Annotated in this window: 14 protein-coding genes and 1 riboswitch; of the genes, 13 read left to right on the forward strand and 1 reads right to left on the reverse strand. The window is 37.5% G+C overall.

Features of this window, described 5'->3' with window-relative positions; translation table 11 throughout:
• Positions 1 to 92 precede the first annotated feature (92 nt).
• From IGK96_RS03950 to asnS, 6 genes are all read left to right on the forward strand, one after another.
• Positions 93 to 1,550: an amino acid permease gene (locus IGK96_RS03950; RefSeq protein WP_002356790.1), complete on the forward strand. Its 1,458-nt coding sequence runs from the start codon at positions 93 to 95 to the stop codon at positions 1,548 to 1,550.
• Positions 1,551 to 1,769: 219 nt separating this feature from the next.
• A complete protein-coding gene (locus tag IGK96_RS03955) occupies positions 1,770 to 3,146 on the forward strand; it encodes a hypothetical protein (RefSeq protein WP_085442967.1) in 1,377 nt (458 codons plus the stop codon).
• A 180-nt stretch (positions 3,147 to 3,326) separates the two neighbouring features.
• Positions 3,327 to 6,116: an ATP-dependent DNA helicase DinG gene (locus IGK96_RS03960; protein WP_085442966.1), complete on the forward strand. Its 2,790-nt coding sequence runs from the start codon at positions 3,327 to 3,329 to the stop codon at positions 6,114 to 6,116.
• Between the two features lie 75 nt (positions 6,117 to 6,191).
• Positions 6,192 to 6,710 (forward strand): cell wall elongation regulator TseB-like domain-containing protein, encoded by a 519-nt coding sequence (locus tag IGK96_RS03965; RefSeq protein WP_002382785.1) that lies wholly within the window; start codon positions 6,192 to 6,194, stop codon positions 6,708 to 6,710.
• A gap of 38 nt (positions 6,711 to 6,748) precedes the next feature.
• Complete coding sequence (locus IGK96_RS03970; protein WP_002359774.1) at positions 6,749 to 7,948, forward strand: pyridoxal phosphate-dependent aminotransferase; 1,200 nt, start codon at positions 6,749 to 6,751, stop codon at positions 7,946 to 7,948.
• A gap of 16 nt (positions 7,949 to 7,964) precedes the next feature.
• Positions 7,965 to 9,317, forward strand: a complete 1,353-nt coding sequence (gene asnS, locus IGK96_RS03975; protein WP_002376912.1) for an asparagine--tRNA ligase — start codon at positions 7,965 to 7,967, stop codon at positions 9,315 to 9,317.
• A gap of 46 nt (positions 9,318 to 9,363) precedes the next feature.
• On the opposite strand, the gene IGK96_RS03980 is transcribed toward asnS, so the two are convergent.
• A complete protein-coding gene (locus tag IGK96_RS03980; RefSeq protein ID WP_002382786.1) occupies positions 9,364 to 10,323 on the reverse strand; it encodes a Gfo/Idh/MocA family protein in 960 nt (319 codons plus the stop codon).
• A 166-nt stretch (positions 10,324 to 10,489) separates the two neighbouring features.
• Here IGK96_RS03980 and IGK96_RS03985 point away from each other — a divergent pair, with 166 nt between their 5' ends.
• From IGK96_RS03985 to purK, 7 genes are all read left to right on the forward strand, one after another.
• Positions 10,490 to 11,014, forward strand: coding sequence for a hypothetical protein (locus IGK96_RS03985; RefSeq protein WP_002382789.1), 525 nt, complete (start codon positions 10,490 to 10,492; stop codon positions 11,012 to 11,014).
• A gap of 59 nt (positions 11,015 to 11,073) precedes the next feature.
• Positions 11,074 to 11,253, forward strand: coding sequence for a hypothetical protein (locus tag IGK96_RS03990; protein WP_002384259.1), 180 nt, complete (start codon positions 11,074 to 11,076; stop codon positions 11,251 to 11,253).
• Positions 11,254 to 11,352: 99 nt separating this feature from the next.
• Complete coding sequence (locus IGK96_RS03995) at positions 11,353 to 11,994, forward strand: glycoside hydrolase family 73 protein (protein ID WP_002366997.1); 642 nt, start codon at positions 11,353 to 11,355, stop codon at positions 11,992 to 11,994.
• 19 nt (positions 11,995 to 12,013) lie between these two features.
• Entirely contained in the window at positions 12,014 to 12,700 is a 687-nt protein-coding gene (locus tag IGK96_RS04000) for a hydrolase (RefSeq protein WP_002356802.1), read from the forward strand.
• Between the two features lie 146 nt (positions 12,701 to 12,846).
• Positions 12,847 to 12,944: riboswitch (purine riboswitch) on the forward strand.
• 154 nt (positions 12,945 to 13,098) lie between these two features.
• A complete protein-coding gene (locus tag IGK96_RS04005; protein WP_002356804.1) occupies positions 13,099 to 13,680 on the forward strand; it encodes a xanthine phosphoribosyltransferase in 582 nt (193 codons plus the stop codon).
• A 2-nt stretch (positions 13,681 to 13,682) separates the two neighbouring features.
• Positions 13,683 to 15,002, forward strand: a complete 1,320-nt coding sequence (locus tag IGK96_RS04010) for a nucleobase:cation symporter-2 family protein (RefSeq protein WP_033625069.1) — start codon at positions 13,683 to 13,685, stop codon at positions 15,000 to 15,002.
• A gap of 327 nt (positions 15,003 to 15,329) precedes the next feature.
• Positions 15,330 to 16,445: a 5-(carboxyamino)imidazole ribonucleotide synthase gene (purK, locus tag IGK96_RS04015; protein ID WP_002382795.1), complete on the forward strand. Its 1,116-nt coding sequence runs from the start codon at positions 15,330 to 15,332 to the stop codon at positions 16,443 to 16,445.
• Positions 16,446 to 16,477 lie beyond the last annotated feature (32 nt).

The following is a 16,477-nucleotide window of genomic DNA, read 5'->3' on the forward strand; positions in this document are numbered from 1 at the left end:
TTTATTTAATTATGTTGAGCTTGTGCATAAAAAGTAAAATGCTTATGATAAATGAAGAGCTTTATTTTTTTAATAAGAAAGGAATTGGTTATATGGACAAAAAGCAATTACGATGGTTCACCGTCGGGTTAATTGCCTTTAACATGGTCTGGGGTCTTGGAAATGTTGTGAATAATTATGCACAACAAGGGATTTCAGTGGTCACTTCATGGCTTTTGATTTTAGTTTTATATTTTATTCCCTATGCGTTAATCGTAGGACAATTAGGTTCAACATTTAAAGACAGTAATGGTGGGGTTAGTTCGTGGGTGCAAAACACCAGTACTAAACGTCTAGCCTATTATGCAGCATGGACTTATTGGGTAGTGCACATTCCTTACTTGGCACAAAAACCACAAGCAATTTTAATTGCCTTAGGTTGGGCAGTTCAAGGGAATGGAAACCTAGTCAATACGATGCCAATCGTAACGGTATCATTTATTTCATTAATAATTTTCTTGGTTTTCTTGTTATTATCAACAAAAGGGTTAACCACCTTAAAAGTTATTGGTGGTTTAGCTGGAACCGCCATGTTTGTGATGTCTATTTTATTCATTTTATTAGCGGTAGGCGCACCATTTATTAATTCAACGGTTGAATTTGCGACGCCAAACATGTCACAAGTCAGCACCTACATTCCTAAATTTGACTTTAGTTATTTTACAACCGTATCAATGTTAGTTTTTGCGGTAGGTGGCGCTGAAAAAATTTCTCCTTACGTAAATGCAACTAAAAATCCAGCCAAAGAGTTCCCTAAAGGAATGATTTTCCTAGCAGCAATGGTTGGTTTATCGGCTGTTTTAGGTTCATTTGCAATGGGCATGTTATTCTCAAGTGACAATATTCCTAAAGATTTAATGGCAAATGGTGCCTACAGTGCCTTCCAAAAATTAGGCGCATATTATGGTGTCGGTAATCTCTTAATGATTGTTTATGCTTTGACGAATACAGTGGGTCAAGTGGCTGCGTTAGCCTTTTCAATTGATGCTCCACTGAAAATTCTTTTAGCTGAAGCAGATCCAGAATTTGTTCCAAGTTGGTTACGTAAACGTACGAAAAAAGGTACGTTAATTAATGGTTACCTATTAACTGGTATTTTAGTAAGTATTATTATCGCTTTACCGATGTTTGGGTTGAAGGACATGAACGAAGTGGTTAAATGGCTAACTAACTTAAATTCTGTAGTTATGCCAATGCGTTACTTGTGGGTCTTCTTTGCCTATATGCTTCTAAACAAAGCATACAAACAATTTAATTCAGAATATAAATTTGTTAAAAATCCTAAAATTGGTTTTGTGTTTGGTCTTTGGTGTTTCCTATTTACAGCCTTTGCTTGTATCCTAGGAATGGTGCCTAAATTTGAGTATGCTTCAGACCCTCAAGGCTGGTTGTTCCAATTAGCTTCTAACATTGTGACACCAATCGTCTTAATTCTATTAGGAATGATTTTACCAGCAATTGCACGTCGCGAGAAAAAAGACACGATTTTGCCAATTGATTCAGCAGAATAATTGGTTACATGTCCAAGGATAAAATAGTCAGTTTAAGTATTTTACGTGAGATAAATGGTCAATAGGACTGTTTATCTCACGTTTTTTTTTCTGTCGATTTTTCTCTAAAATTTCTATTGTCTCTTAAAAATATGAGAAAATCAGAAGAATTTCTCCTGTATACTAAAGGTATCTATCATTAAAAAATGGTTATTAACGGAGAAAAAGGAAGTGAATCTCATGACTAAAACACTTGAAACACAACCAGAAGAGAAAACGGTCTTTCTTTGTAAAGAAACGAATCCAGATTTTTTAGGACGAGAAATTTATGCAGATAATGTTGAAACACCGTATAATTTTTACTTAATTCGCAAGCTTTATTTAGCGAAAGAGTATCAAAATTTAGCAGAAGGGGAACAATTTTTTGAGGCTTTATGCGAAAGTTGGGATGAATCAGAACAGTTTGAAGAGTTAATTGTTAAAAAGATTTATGTCTATGTTGAAACGGAGTTAATGTACTACACTGTTTATTTTGGAAGTTTTGAGCCGACCACTCGTGACTTACGATCCGCACTGAAACAATGGATGTATGAAATACCGACAACTAAAAATAAAAAAACAGTCCGTATGAATGAAACCAATGTGCAAGTAGTGCCGCAAGAAAATCAATTAACGGAATTAGCTGGTGAAATTGCTGTCTTACGTGAAATGTTGACACTTTTAAAAGAAAATTTAGCCTCTTTAAATGAAGCCGTTAATCAAACGAGAAATCCCGTCATTTCTAGACAAATAAAAACGATCCATTTGAAAAGAGCTTCTCCTGTGATAGCCGCAGAACAGGCATCGCTGAAAGTATCAGAGGATACTAATCTGGAACAACCAGACGTCAATCTCTCGCCTGATAATCGGGAAAATCAAGAAGGTGAAACAACTGTAGCAACAAGTGAAGCAGTGCTTCCTGTTAACAAACTAGCGCTTGAAGAACCAGCGAAAGAACCAGTGTTATCTGAAACAGTGCCAATTAAAGAAGCACAGCCAGAAAAAAAACAAGAAAACCAGCAGAGCACTGCGGCAAAACCTTTATTTACTTTTCCACAAGAAACAGAAAAAAGCTCGCTAAATTCAGTGGATAAGTCTGCCGAAAAAGAAGAGGAGCAGAAGCCAGAAAAAGAAGCTGTCTCTATGGAAAGTGAGAAAGAAAATTCATCAAGTCGGACAATTCCTGCGGACTTTCAACGACAATTGGACGAATTAGAAGAGGAAATTTATCGTCGCTTTATGAGTCGCCAGTTAGAGGATACTGATGGAAATCAAGCAGTACCGAAAATAACGATTGAAAAAAGACAGTTAGAAGCACAAATGTTTGAAGCAAAAGCATTCTCACAATCATTTAAACAAGTTCAAAAGAAAAAGGCAGGAGACGTGCGAATTTGCAATCAGTTAAGTTGTATGAAATTAGAAAAAGGATTAGATAAATTTTTAGACGAAGTTACAGAATATGTTGAAAAGCGGACACTATTTAATAAAAAGGTTCGTTGTCCGCTCCCAGTAATCAGAGAATTGGAAGGCTATGGGCAATTAAACCAGTATATGCAGAAAATCCTTGACTGTTATTAATCGTTTATTTAGGAGAAGGTAAGACAAAACCGTTCAGTTTATCAGCTTTTAAGCCTGAAACAAAAATCACTTTGGATTTTTGTTTCAGGCTCTTTCTTATTATTTCTGGAAAAGATTTCAAGAGAATTTTTGAAATACTAGTGAAAATCCTATAAATTGTAGTATAATTTTCAAAGATGAATGAAAGGCGTGAAGTCATTGAAAGACAAACAAGTGTATGCAGTAGTTGACCTTGAAACGACTGGAACAGATCCTACAAGTGATCGGATCATTCAGTTTGGATGCGTTCTCGTTCAAGATGGAAAGATTATTGCGAACTTTGCGACAGATGTGAATCCCAATCAAGTAGTACCAAAACAAATTCAAAGTTTAACGGGGATTAGTAATACGCAAGTTCAAAAAGCGCCTTATTTTGAAGATGTAGCACATACAATTTATCATTATCTGGAAGATACTATTTTTGTGGCGCATAACGTCCACTTTGATTATAATTTTTTAGCTCGTGAACTGGTACGGTGTGGCACGCCGCCACTTACCATTCCAGCCATTGATACAGTGGAATTGGCACAGATTTTTTTACCGACAGAAAAAAGTTTCCGTTTAAGTGATTTGTCGGAAAGCTTAGGTTTGTCTCATGAGAATCCCCATCAAGCAGATAGTGATGCGCAGGTTACAGCCGAACTTTTGTTATTAATTCAAGAAAAAATGAAATCTTTACCATTAGTCACTATGGAAAAAATTGCGGAATTAAGTCAACAGACAGCGCGGGAAACCAGTACTTTTATTCAACAAACGTATGAACAAATGAAAAAACAAGTCACACCATTAAATCCAGCTTATCAAGTGGTCAGTGGCATTGCTTTACGCAAAAAAGAAGTTCCTCTTTTTGAAGAAACGTTCTATCAGACTAGCACGTATCCCAAAACTAAAAAAGCCAAAGAAAAACTGTTTGGCGAACGTTTCGCTTATCGTGCGGAACAGAGTCGGATGATGAATTTAGTCTATGATCATTTTACAGAAGGAACGACAAAAGATTTATTTATTGAAGCGGCGACTGGAACGGGAAAAACATTAGGCTATCTGTTGCCGATGAGCTATTTAGCAACGCCAGAAAAACCAGTCATCATTTCAACAGTTTCGATTGTTTTACAAAATCAATTAGTGGAAAAAGATTTACCATTAGCCAATCAAATCTGCCAAGGGAAATTACGAGGCATTGTTATTAAAAGCCATCGACACTATCTTGATTTACAACGCTTTAAGGCAACGTTGAATCAGCCAACTCCGCAAAAACAATACGCTCTTTATCAAATGGGCGTTCTCGTCTGGTTGCTAGAAACAGAAACGGGCGATTTAGATGAACTACAATTGACGAATTTAAATCATTTATTCTGGAAAGAAGTTACACATCGCGGATTGGATTTTCTTTCAAAAAAAGATGAACTTTATGAAGTTGACTTTTTAAGACATCTGTATAAAAAAGTCGCTCAAAGTAACGTGTTGATTGTTAATCATGCATTTTTGGCGCAAGAGTCGCTAAGAAAACAACCGTTATTACCTGAAAGTCCGTGGCTAATTATTGATGAAGCACATCATTTACCAGACATCGCTAGTCGGATGGCGAGCGAACGAGTAAACAGTGTGATACTAAAAAAACAAGTCACACATTTTATTGAAAAAGAACAACTTTTTGTTGCTTTACAGCAAATTTTTCAACAGTTTTCTGAAGAGCAGCGGTTTGTAAAAATTTATCAGCAAGGTTTACTGGATTTTGTGGATGAATGGCAAGATTTTCTTTTTGAATTGCATCGTTTATTTAGTAAAACGCAGAAGCGAATAGACCATCAGGAGTTGCTTTTAACCAAAGAACGTATTGATTATTTATCTGCTGCGGGAGAAAAACATAGTCAAACGCTCCAGCTTTTACTGCAGGAGCTGTTAACTATTCAAAGTAAGTTACAGCAAACAATTATGAGTCAGTTGGAAACCTTTAGTTTGGCTGATCGCATCGTTTTTGTTCGCTTGTTTCAATTTTTTGATGAAATTGAACGTATTCACCACTGTTTTACCATTTATCTTGATGATTGGCGTCCACGTTGGGTAAAAGAATATTTACCACAAAATGAAGACCATGGCTTGATTGAAATTCATGACTTAGAAGCTAGTTTGCTTCCTGAAACAAAGTGGTATCCGCGGTATGAACGAATTATTTATACAAGCGGCACATTGAAGTTTGGCAACAATAAAAAGTATTTACCGCAACGGTTAGGTTTAACAGAGGTGACGTTCAAAACCCTACCAACGCCATATAACTATGCAGAAAATGCGCGAGTCTATGTACCGGAAGAAGCAGTAGCCATTCAAAATGCCTCTTCCTATGAAATGGGTCAATACATTTCAGATACCATTGAAAAATTGATGGCGCAAGAGGAACGTTCGATGTTGGTTCTTTTTACTTCGCATGAATTATTGTCCACCGTGTATCATCAAGTCCAGCCGAGATTATTGGAAAAAGGACAAGAGGTCCTCGCCCAAGGGATTAGCGGCAGTCGTGAAAAAATTCTTAAACGGTTCTCTAATGGAAAACCGAATGTCTTGCTAGGAGCCGATAGCTTTTGGGAAGGTGTGGACTTACCAGGAACATCTTTACAGTTATTGATAGTCACGCGTTTACCTTTTGAAAACCCGAAACGACCACTTGTGCAAGCAAAATATGCGTATTTAGAAGCAGAAGGGATACAACCATTTGCTCAAGAAGCGGTACCGAAAGCAGCCTTACGTTTGCGACAAGCACTGGGCCGTTTAATCCGTTCTGAAGAAGACAGAGGGGCATTGCTGATTCTGGATCGTCGTTTAGTCACTGCAAAATATGGCAAACGATTAATCAAAGCGTTTCCCAAGGGACTTTCAGTAAAAGAAGCGCCCATGCCTGAAATTTTAGAAGAATTAAAGGAATTTTTAAACAAATAATCGATTATTTTTAGGTCATATTTGTGAAAGGCCGCTATTTTTCTGCTATAATAAGACCCAGTAAGTTTAGAGAGGATGGAAGGATTTTTGGAGGAATTAGAAGAAAAGAAAGAGAAGAAACGGATTACTGTCCTTTTAACCCTATTGGCAATCCTTTTAGCAATTCTTGTAACAATAATTATCTTTTTTGTACGAACCAATCAACCAATGGCTCAAGCCAAAAAAGAAGCAACCGCAATTGCCAAAACTTCTGCTAATTTAGAAACAGTTGATAAATTTTACTGGTTTACACGCAAAAATACGTATTTTACTTTAACCGGCAAAAATGATAAAGGCACAGAGATTGTCGTGATTGTCCCTAAATCGGGAGAAAAAGTCACGGTCTTAAATCAAAAAGATGGTCAAACTGAACAACAAATAACAGACATTGTTGCTAAAGCCCATCCCGATGAATCGGTGATGAAAGCTACGTTAGGGCTTTATGATAAGCGCCCTGCATGGGAAGTGGTCACCGAAAATGATCAAGGAGTACTAACATATTATCTTATGAGCTTTGATAAAGGCGAAGAGATCAACGTTGTCAAAGATATTTAATTTAGATAGGTTTTGATGAAAGTGGGAGTGAAAGGTGTATGAACGTATCAAATCGAGCACAGCAATTGACTCCTTCTGTTACATTAGCAGCTGCCGCCAAGGCGAAAGCATTAAAAGCAAAAGGTGTAGATGTTTTAAGCTTAACGGTTGGGGAACCAGATTTTGTAACCCCAAAAAATATTCAAAAAGCAGCAATTGCTTCAATTGAGGATGGAAGAGCAAGTTATTACACACCTTCTGGCGGCATTCCTGAGTTAAAGCAAGCAATTGTCTCTTATGTAGAACGAGAATATCAACTTCGTTATCAACCCAAGCAAGTTATTGTGACAGATGGTGCCAAATATGCGCTGTATCTATTATTTCAAGCCATTTTGAACGTTGGGGACGAAGTGATTATCCCTGTCCCTTATTGGGTAAGTTATGGTGAACAAGTCAAGTTAGCAGAAGGCAAGCCAGTATTTGTATCAAGCACGCAAGAGCAATCATTTAAAGTGTCAGTCGCACAATTAGAAGCTGTACGAACGGACAAAACAAAAGCAATCATTTTAAATTCACCATCTAACCCAACTGGTGTTATTTATACGGAAGAAGAATTACGCCAAATTGGTGAATGGGCAGTTGCTCATAATATCCTCATTATTGCAGATGATATTTATGGTCGTTTGGTGTACAATGGACATCGGTTCACACCAATTGCAACCATCTCAGAAGCAATTCGTCAACAGACAATCATTATTAATGGTGTTTCCAAAACATATGCAATGACAGGCTGGCGCATTGGTTTTGCAGTCGGGGATGAAAAAATTATTCAAGCAATGACACAACTCGCTTCACAATCCACCAGTAATCCAGTCGCAGTTAGCCAATATGCGGCAATTGAGGCTTTAACAGGTGAACAGTCGACAGTTGAAGACATGCGTCAGGCCTTTGAAAAACGCCTGAATCATATCTATCCAAAAGTAGCAGCTTTGCCAGGTGTTTCGCTAATAAAACCTGAAGGCGCCTTTTATCTATTCCCGAATGTCAAAAAAACGTTAGAAATTTGTGGGTATGATAACGTGACTAACTGGGTGGAAGATTTATTACAAGAAGCGCATGTTGCTCTGGTAACGGGAGAGGGCTTTGGTGCACCAGAACATGTGCGGATGAGCTATGCGACAGATTTAATGACGTTAGAAAAAGCGATTGAGCGAATGAACGACTTTATAGAAAAGAAACGAATTCAGCACAACGCCTAAAAGAATAAACTAAGAAATGAACGGAGAGACAAACGTGGAACAAATTCAAATTATTGATTCAAACAAACATGTTGGAGAAACAGTAAAAATTGGCGCTTGGATTGCTAACAAACGCTCAAGCGGGAAAATTGCCTTTTTACAATTACGTGACGGGACAGCCTTTTTCCAAGGTGTCGTGTTCAAACCAAACTTCATTGAAGCCTTTGGTGAAGAAGCTGGTACAGAAAAATTCCAAGAAATTAAACATTTATCACAAGAAACAGCAGTCATGGTTACTGGTGTTATCAAAGAAGATAGCCGTTCTAAATTCGGCTATGAAATGGATATCACTGATTTAGAAGTCGTTGGCGCTTCAGAAGATTACCCAATTACGCCGAAAGAACACGGCACAGATTTCTTAATGGATCATCGTCATTTATGGTTACGTTCAAGCAAACAACATGCGATCATGTTAGTTCGTAACGAAATTATTCGTGCTACTTACGAGTTCTTTAACGAACAAGGATTCATTAAAATTGATAGCCCAATTTTAACAGGCTCAGCACCAGAAGGCACAACAGAATTATTTGAAACAGATTACTTCGGACAACCAGCATTCTTATCACAAACAGGTCAATTATATGCAGAAGCTGGTGCGATGGCATTTGGAAAAGTCTTTACTTTTGGACCAACTTTCCGTGCGGAAAAATCCAAAACTCGTCGTCACTTAACGGAATTCTGGATGATTGAACCAGAAATGGCATACACAACTCATGAAGAATCACTAGATATTCAAGAAGCCTACGTAAAACATTTAATTAAATCAGTATTGAAAAATCAACAATATCCATTGGATGTTTTAGAACGTGATACAGCTTTACTGGAAAAATATGTTTCGGAACCATTCAAACGTATTACTTACGATGATGCGATTGAGTTATTACAAAAAGAAGAAGCAAACAATGATTATGATCACATTGAATGGGGCGAAGACTTTGGTAGCCCACATGAAACCTTTATTTCAAATTACTATGGCGTTCCAACATTCATTTTAAATTATCCAAAAGCAATTAAAGCCTTCTATATGAAACCACATCCAACACGTGAAGATGTTGTAATTTGTGCCGATTTAATTGCGCCAGAAGGTTATGGTGAAATTATCGGTGGTTCAGAGCGTGCAACTGATTATGATTATTTGAAAGAAAAAGTAGCTGAGTTTGGCTTATCTGAAGAAGAATACAGCTGGTATTTAGATTTACGTAAATACGGTTCTGTGCCACATTCCGGCTTCGGGTTAGGTTTAGAACGTGCTGTTACGTTCATTACTGGTAATGAACACATTCGTGAAGCGATTCCGTTCCCACGTATGTTAAACCGTATTTATCCATAGAGAACAAATAAAAAAGAGAACTTCGGCAAAAGCCGAAGTTCTTTTTTTAATTCTGCCATAATTTTTGCATCTGGTCCAAAATATCAATGACTTCTGTCGTGAAAAATAAGGAGCGGTTGGGTTGAGTACCTTTGATTGCTTCAACCATATTGTAGATTTCATAATTCATGGCTTCAGCTGAGTACCCAGAAACGATGGTCTCAACCGTACCGTCATTGTAGTGAACGATTGCTTCATCTGCACGTGGATAATCTGTAATGGTAATATAGGCATCTTCAAAAGCAACAATTCCTTGCTTTGGCATTTTTGCTTGGAATGTTAATGAAATAGTAGCCAACTCATTTTCTTTATTCCGAAGCAATGTCACCGATTGTTCATCAACGCCAGTAGAGAAGGGAACCATGCTAGAAGCTAAAACGTCTGGCTGTGAGCTGAGAAACCAACGAGCAAACGAAACCGCATAAGTACCAATATCTAACAATGCGCCGCCTGCTAAGTCAGGATTAAAAAAGCGATTTTTAGGATCGGGTTCTTTGTAACTTCCAAATGGTGCTTGAATCATTTTTAACTGACCAAATTTGCCAGCATCCATCAAGCGACGTAATTCGTCGTATAGTGGCATGTTAAAAATAGTCATGGCTTCTGCTAAAATAAGGTCATTTTTTTCTGCAACTGCCAAGGCTTGTTTTAATTCTGCCGCGTTCATCGTAATAGCTTTTTCACACAACACATGTTTTCCGGCCTGGAGCGCTTTTAAAATGTGTTCAGCATGTTGTTTATTTGGCACTGCTATATAGACAACATCGATTGTTTCATCTGCTAGCAATTCTTCATAAGAACCATAGGCTTTAGGGATTGAATAATCAGCGGCAAATTGTTCTGCTTTAGACAATGTCCGTGAAGCAACAGCTGCAAGTTGGCTAGTTTCTTGTTTAAACGTTGAAGCAAATTCGTGGGCAATCCCACCTAATCCTACGATGCCCCATTGATATAATTTTTTTGTCAAAAGAAGTCCTCCTAATCTATGCAATTTCTTCAAATCTTCTTCATTATTTATTATACTGTAAACAAGAGAAATTAGAAAACAAGGACAATTTAGTAAATATGATAAAATCCAGAGATAAAAAGATGCTTTTTTTAGAGAATTTCAGTAAAATAGAAAATGGAGGCGAATGATTATGCATCAAGTTTATGTAGATATTATTGTTGACGCAATTATTGAACAGTATCAAACAGAAGAAAATTTTTACTCCGCTTATCAAATTCAAGCAGCCGATTGGCAAGCTTGGAAAGAAGGCCAATTTGGTTTGGACAATGAAGTTATGCAAAAAATTAAGAATTTGTTTACAGATTATGAGTGGATGTTGACTCAAAAAATACTCCGCCAAACCATCTTATTTCCGGAAAAACGTAACCTAGCTGTTTCGGAATATAAACGGTTAAAAACAACAATTGCCAAAAAATGGCTACAATCTGATTTGGGCGTTGTAGAATTGATTCCTAACAATAAACAGGAACAAGAAATTGCTGCTGGTTATATCGATTTGAAAGTGACGCTGGCCTATGGTGAATGGGGTTTTGATGACATTATTACATTCCGGTTACCAGCTACGATTCAACGACAATTGGAAGGTTCAAAAGTTGAATTATTAGATTGGGTCAATGAAAATCTGATGGATACTTACGTAGGTGAATAACGAATAGGAAGGATGGTCTTTTGAAATACACAATTGCTGGGATTTTATCTGTGATTATTATGTTTGGTGCGGTAATTTTTGTCTTTTTTGGCAAAAAGCCAGTTGAAGAATCTGTTCACACATCAACTGAAACAACAGTGAAATCATCCACTAAAATTTCTGAAAGTAGTACAGTTTCTTCAACTGCTACCACTGAATCAAGTACTGAAATCACGAGCGTAAGCAGTGATGAAAGTTGATAATTTTCTGTGAAAATGATACAATTATTCGGTTATAGTAACAAATGAAATCAATCACGAAAGTGAAAGATAGTGAAACATTTTATCGGAAAATAAAAGATGAAGTGGGGAATTAATGAAGTGAGCAACTATCAGAAAAAAAGAAAAAAGCAGCTGAATTTGCCAAAGTTATTCTTAGGCGTAGTTGTCGTCGGTTTGGCCTTTGTCTTTTCGTTATCTGTCCTTTCTGATTCAGATAAGGGACAAAGCGAGTCAGTCAATCGCCAAAATGAAAACATCTCAAAAGAAGAATTTGTTGCTGAAATCACACCGTATGCACGTGAATTACAAGAATCTTACGGGGTGTTACCAAGTATTATTATGGGGCAAGCAGTTTTAGAATCAAATTTTGGACAAAGTCAATTAGCATCGAAATATAACAATCTTTTTGGGATTAAAGCATATGGCAATCAACCAAAAGTCAATTTAGAAACAAAAGAGTATGTCAATGAGGTCTGGATTACGATTCAGGGTGATTTTCGAGTTTATGACAATTGGGAAGAATCCATGCGAGATCATACCAAGTTATTTGTTGATGGGGTCGATTGGGATCCAAATTTATATGAAAAAGTCTTGTTAGCCAAAAATTATAAAGAGGCTGCACAAGCGCTTCAAGATGCTGGATACGCAACGGATCCTACATACGCTGATAAGATCATTCATGTAATTGAAGAATACAATTTAAATAAATACGACCGTTAAGCATGGAGGAACGATGACAATGAGCGAAAAGTGGATTCCAGAAATTATGACACCGCTGAAACAAGATATTGTAAAAATGCCAGAGATTATTCGGCAAGCCAGTGGCATTAAAATTTTTGGCCGTAAAATAAAATCAATTATTTTTACGACAGATATTGCGATTATCCGCAATACGGATGCACAGGCAGTGATTGCTGTATATCCTTTTACACCGCATCCAGCGATTACAAAAGGCATTATTGAAGCAGCGGATATTCCTGTCTTTTCAGGAGTCGGCGGCGGTTTAACGCAAGGCATGCGTTCTGCTTATATGAGTTTATTTGCAGAAGCACAAGGCTCAATGGGTGTCGTTTTGAATGGTCCTACACCAATTGAAACAATTAAAATGGTGGATGAAGCAATCGATATTCCTATTATCAGCACAGTAACTTCTATTCATACGCCAATTGATGAAAAACTTGCGGCTGGCGTGGATATGATTAATATCAGTGCAGGAAAAGACACTGCAGCCACTGTACGCTATTTCCGTGGCAAGTATCCAGAATTACCGATTATTGCAACAGGAGGACCAACTGAATCGAGTATCCATGAAACCATTATCGCCGGAGCGAATGCTATTACATATACGCCCCCTAGTAACGGTGAATTATTCAGCAAAAAAATGAAAAAATATCGTGAACAAGAAAAAGCAACCGATGAAGAATAAAAAACGCTTTGGCAGCCGATCCTGCCAAAGCGTTTTTGGCTATTTAATGTTCGCTTTTACGGAACAATGGAAGAATGAACCAATTATTTGAAAATTCTAATGAAAAAAAGTTGTTAAACCATTGAAAGTTAGAGATTTTTGTACTATCCTAGAGAAACATAGAAGCTTGTATAAGGTCAAAATACGGTTGACCGTCTCTACCCAGCACCGTAAATGCTGGTCTATAAGTGAAGAAGAGCGGATAGCCCTTTTTTGCTTTGGCAAAATGGGCTTTTTTCTTTTGTTAGAACACGAATATAAATAGCACTTTGTTTTATTTCGTTCGTTTTTAACGAACCGTCCTTTCCTCAGGATGAGAACAAAGCATCTATCGAAAAATAAGTAAAGGAGTTCATATTGTGAAGGAATTAGTCGAACGTATTAAAAATGATGGCCGTGTATTAGGTGAAGGTGTTTTAAAAGTAGATAGTTTTATTACGCACCAAGTGGATCCAGAATTGATGGAGGCTATGGGTAATCGTTTTGCTGAGGTTTTCGCAGAAGCAGGCATTACCAAAGTAATTACAATTGAAGCATCAGGAATCGCTCCTGCCTTATACGCAGCGCAAAAATTAGGCGTGCCAATGATCTTCGCGCGTAAGGCAAAAAGTTTAACCATGGATGAAGAGCTTTTAACAGCTTCAGTTTATTCATTTACAAAACAAGTGACAAGTCAAATTTCCATTTCAAGAAAATTTTTATCTGATGCTGATAAAGTGTTGATTATTGATGACTTTTTAGCTAACGGACAAGCTGCTAAAGGATTGGTAGAATTATGCCAACAGGCTGGTGCAAAGGTTGAAGGAATTGGTATCGTAATTGAAAAATCATTCCAAGATGGTCGTCAGTTATTAGAAGACATGGGCTTAAATGTAGTCTCTTTAGCACGTATCGCTTCATTAAGTGAAGGAACGGTGACGTTTTTAGAGGAGGATGCATAATCTTGGAAACAAAACAATTGAATACACCACAACAGACGGAAACACCAAATGGGAAAGCCGCCGTTTTAGGATTGCAACATTTATTAGCGATGTATGCTGGAGCAGTTGCGGTACCTTTATTAATCGGAACCGGCTTGAATTTTGATTCGCAACAAATGACGTATTTGATTTCAATCGATATTTTTATGTGCGGCGTTGCGACACTTTTACAATTAACGGTGAATAAGTTTTTTGGGATTGGCTTGCCAGTCGTTTTAGGTTGTGCCATTCAAGCAGTTGCGCCTTTAATCATGATTGGTACGAACAAAGGGGTTGGTGCAATTTACGGTTCAATTATTGCTTCGGGCATTTTTGTCGTTCTTATTGCAGGATTTTTCTCAAAAATTAAGCGTCTATTTCCGCCTTTAGTCACCGGCACAGTCATTACAGTTATTGGTTTGACCTTAATTCCTGTTGCTGTTGAAAAAATGGGTGGCGGCTTAGCAACGGACAAAAGTTTTGGTGATCCTAAAAACTTGCTCCTCGCATTTGTAACAATTGCCTTAATCATTGTTGTGCAAGTTTGGGGACGTGGCTTTATCAAGTCAATTGCCGTGTTAATCGGCCTAGTCGGTGGCACAATTTTAGCTGCGTTTCTGGGATTAGTGGATTTGTCTCCTGTTGGTCAAGCTACGTGGTTTCACTTTCCACAGCCATTTTATTTTGGCAAACCAACGTTTGATCTTTCTTCTATTGTGTTGATGATTATTATTTCAATTGTTAGTATGGTTGAATCAACAGGTGTTTATTTTGCCTTAGGAGACATTACAGGGAAGAAAATTGGCGAAGATGATTTACGTCGTGGGTATCATGCAGAAGGTTTAGCCGTCATTTTAGGGGGGATTTTTAATACGTTTCCTTATACAGGTTTCTCTCAAAATGTCGGGTTAGTTCAATTATCTGGAATCAAAACACGTCGGCCAATCTATTTTTCTGCTTTTTTCTTAATTATTTTAGGCTTATTACCAAAAATTGGTGCGATGGCCCAAATTATCCCAGAGCCAGTTTTAGGCGGCGGAATGCTGGTTATGTTTGGAATGGTGGCTGTCCAAGGAATGCGCATGTTGTCAAAAGTTGACTACTCAAATGACAAAAATTTATTAATTATTGCCATTTCGATTGGCTTTGGTTTAGGCTTTAATATTATGCCAACGCTCTTTAATAAAGTACCAGAAACTGTTAGCATGTTTACTGGTAATGGAATTGTCATGAGCAGCATTACCGCAATTATTTTAAATCTTTTATTCAATGGTTTAAAAGAAACCTCAGAAAGTAAGGAATAGTTTCAAAAAAGTATGATAGATAAGGTCAGGTGGCTTTTCTTTCATACTTTTTTGACCTAATCATCGTTTAGAAAAATTTAATGTTTTCATCAATCTGAAGAGAAAAAGAGAAAAAAGCTTGGTTACAAAGAGACGAGTAGTAAGTTACCGCTGTTTTATCCTAAAGTATGTTAATAAATTCTGATGAGAAAACCTAAGGGAAACACTGCTGGCACTTGAAGTTGAGCCTTTTTCCTTGTATCATGTAAAAAGAGCACTCTTAAAGGCTAGACTGCGACGAGAAACCGCAGAAGGATTTTAAGGATAAAACTGTGATGGAAAGTTGTGATGAACTTGGATAAACCACTATTACCTGGTCAAGTGATTGGTATCATTGGTGGCGGACATTTAGCAAAAATGATGGCCCTTAGTGCAAGAGAAATGGGGTTTCGAGTGGGTGTGCTAGATCCACAAATTGATTGTCCTGCTGCACAAGTTGCCGATTGGCAATTATTAGGAGCATATAATGATCCTGAAGCGTTAGAGAAATTGGCAAAACGTGCCCAAGTGATTACGTATGAATTTGAACATGCAGATGTTGATGCGTTAACAGCGATTCAACATTTAGCGAATATACCACAAGGAACAGACATTTTAGCGATTACGCAAGATCGCTTAATGGAAAAAAGTTTCTTGGAAGATAATAATATTGTGATTGCACCTTATGCAACGATTGTTAGTCCGACTGATATTCAAGAAGCAATTGATGGCATTGGTTATCCGTGTATCTTGAAGAATACGCGAGGGGAAGGTCGTTATGTACTACATAGTACTTCAGACTTAGCGCCATCCATGAATCTTCTGAGAGAAGGAACCTGTGTCTTGGAAGCTTGGATTCCTTACGAAAAAGAATTATCTGTTCTGATTTCTGGTAATGGTCGTGGCGAATTTGCGACATTTCCAGTTGTGGAAACAATTAAAAAAGAGCGTAAGCTACATGAAACGATTGCGCCAGCCCGAATTGATGACGAAGTCAGTGGCGAGTTGCAACGAATTGCTAAGGTGATTGCTAAAGCAGTTGGTTTAGTCGGCACCCTTTCAATTGAAATGTTTTATACAGAAACAGGCGGGATTTATGTAAATAAAATTTTACCTCGTCCAGAAGATGCTGGGAATTTTTCAATAGATGCTTGTTCTTTTAGCCAATATGATACGCATATTCGTGGTTTATGTAATTGGCCAATGCCAACGATTCAACTGTTGTCAGAAGCGGTTACGGTCAATGTGCTTGGGAATGAAGCCTATGAAACGATGGACATTATTAATGAACATCCAGATTGGCATTTCCACTATTATGGCCATAGTGAAGCAAAAGCGCAACGAGCGATGGGGCATATTACTATATTAACCAAAGAAATCGATGAAACACTGGAAGAAATTAAAGAAACAAAGATTTGGTCGTAATTATTTTTCAAAAATTGAGGAGTAAAGAGGGG

The organism is Enterococcus sp. DIV0682 (assembly GCF_051712685.1).
Lineage (GTDB): Bacteria > Bacillota > Bacilli > Lactobacillales > Enterococcaceae > Enterococcus > Enterococcus faecalis.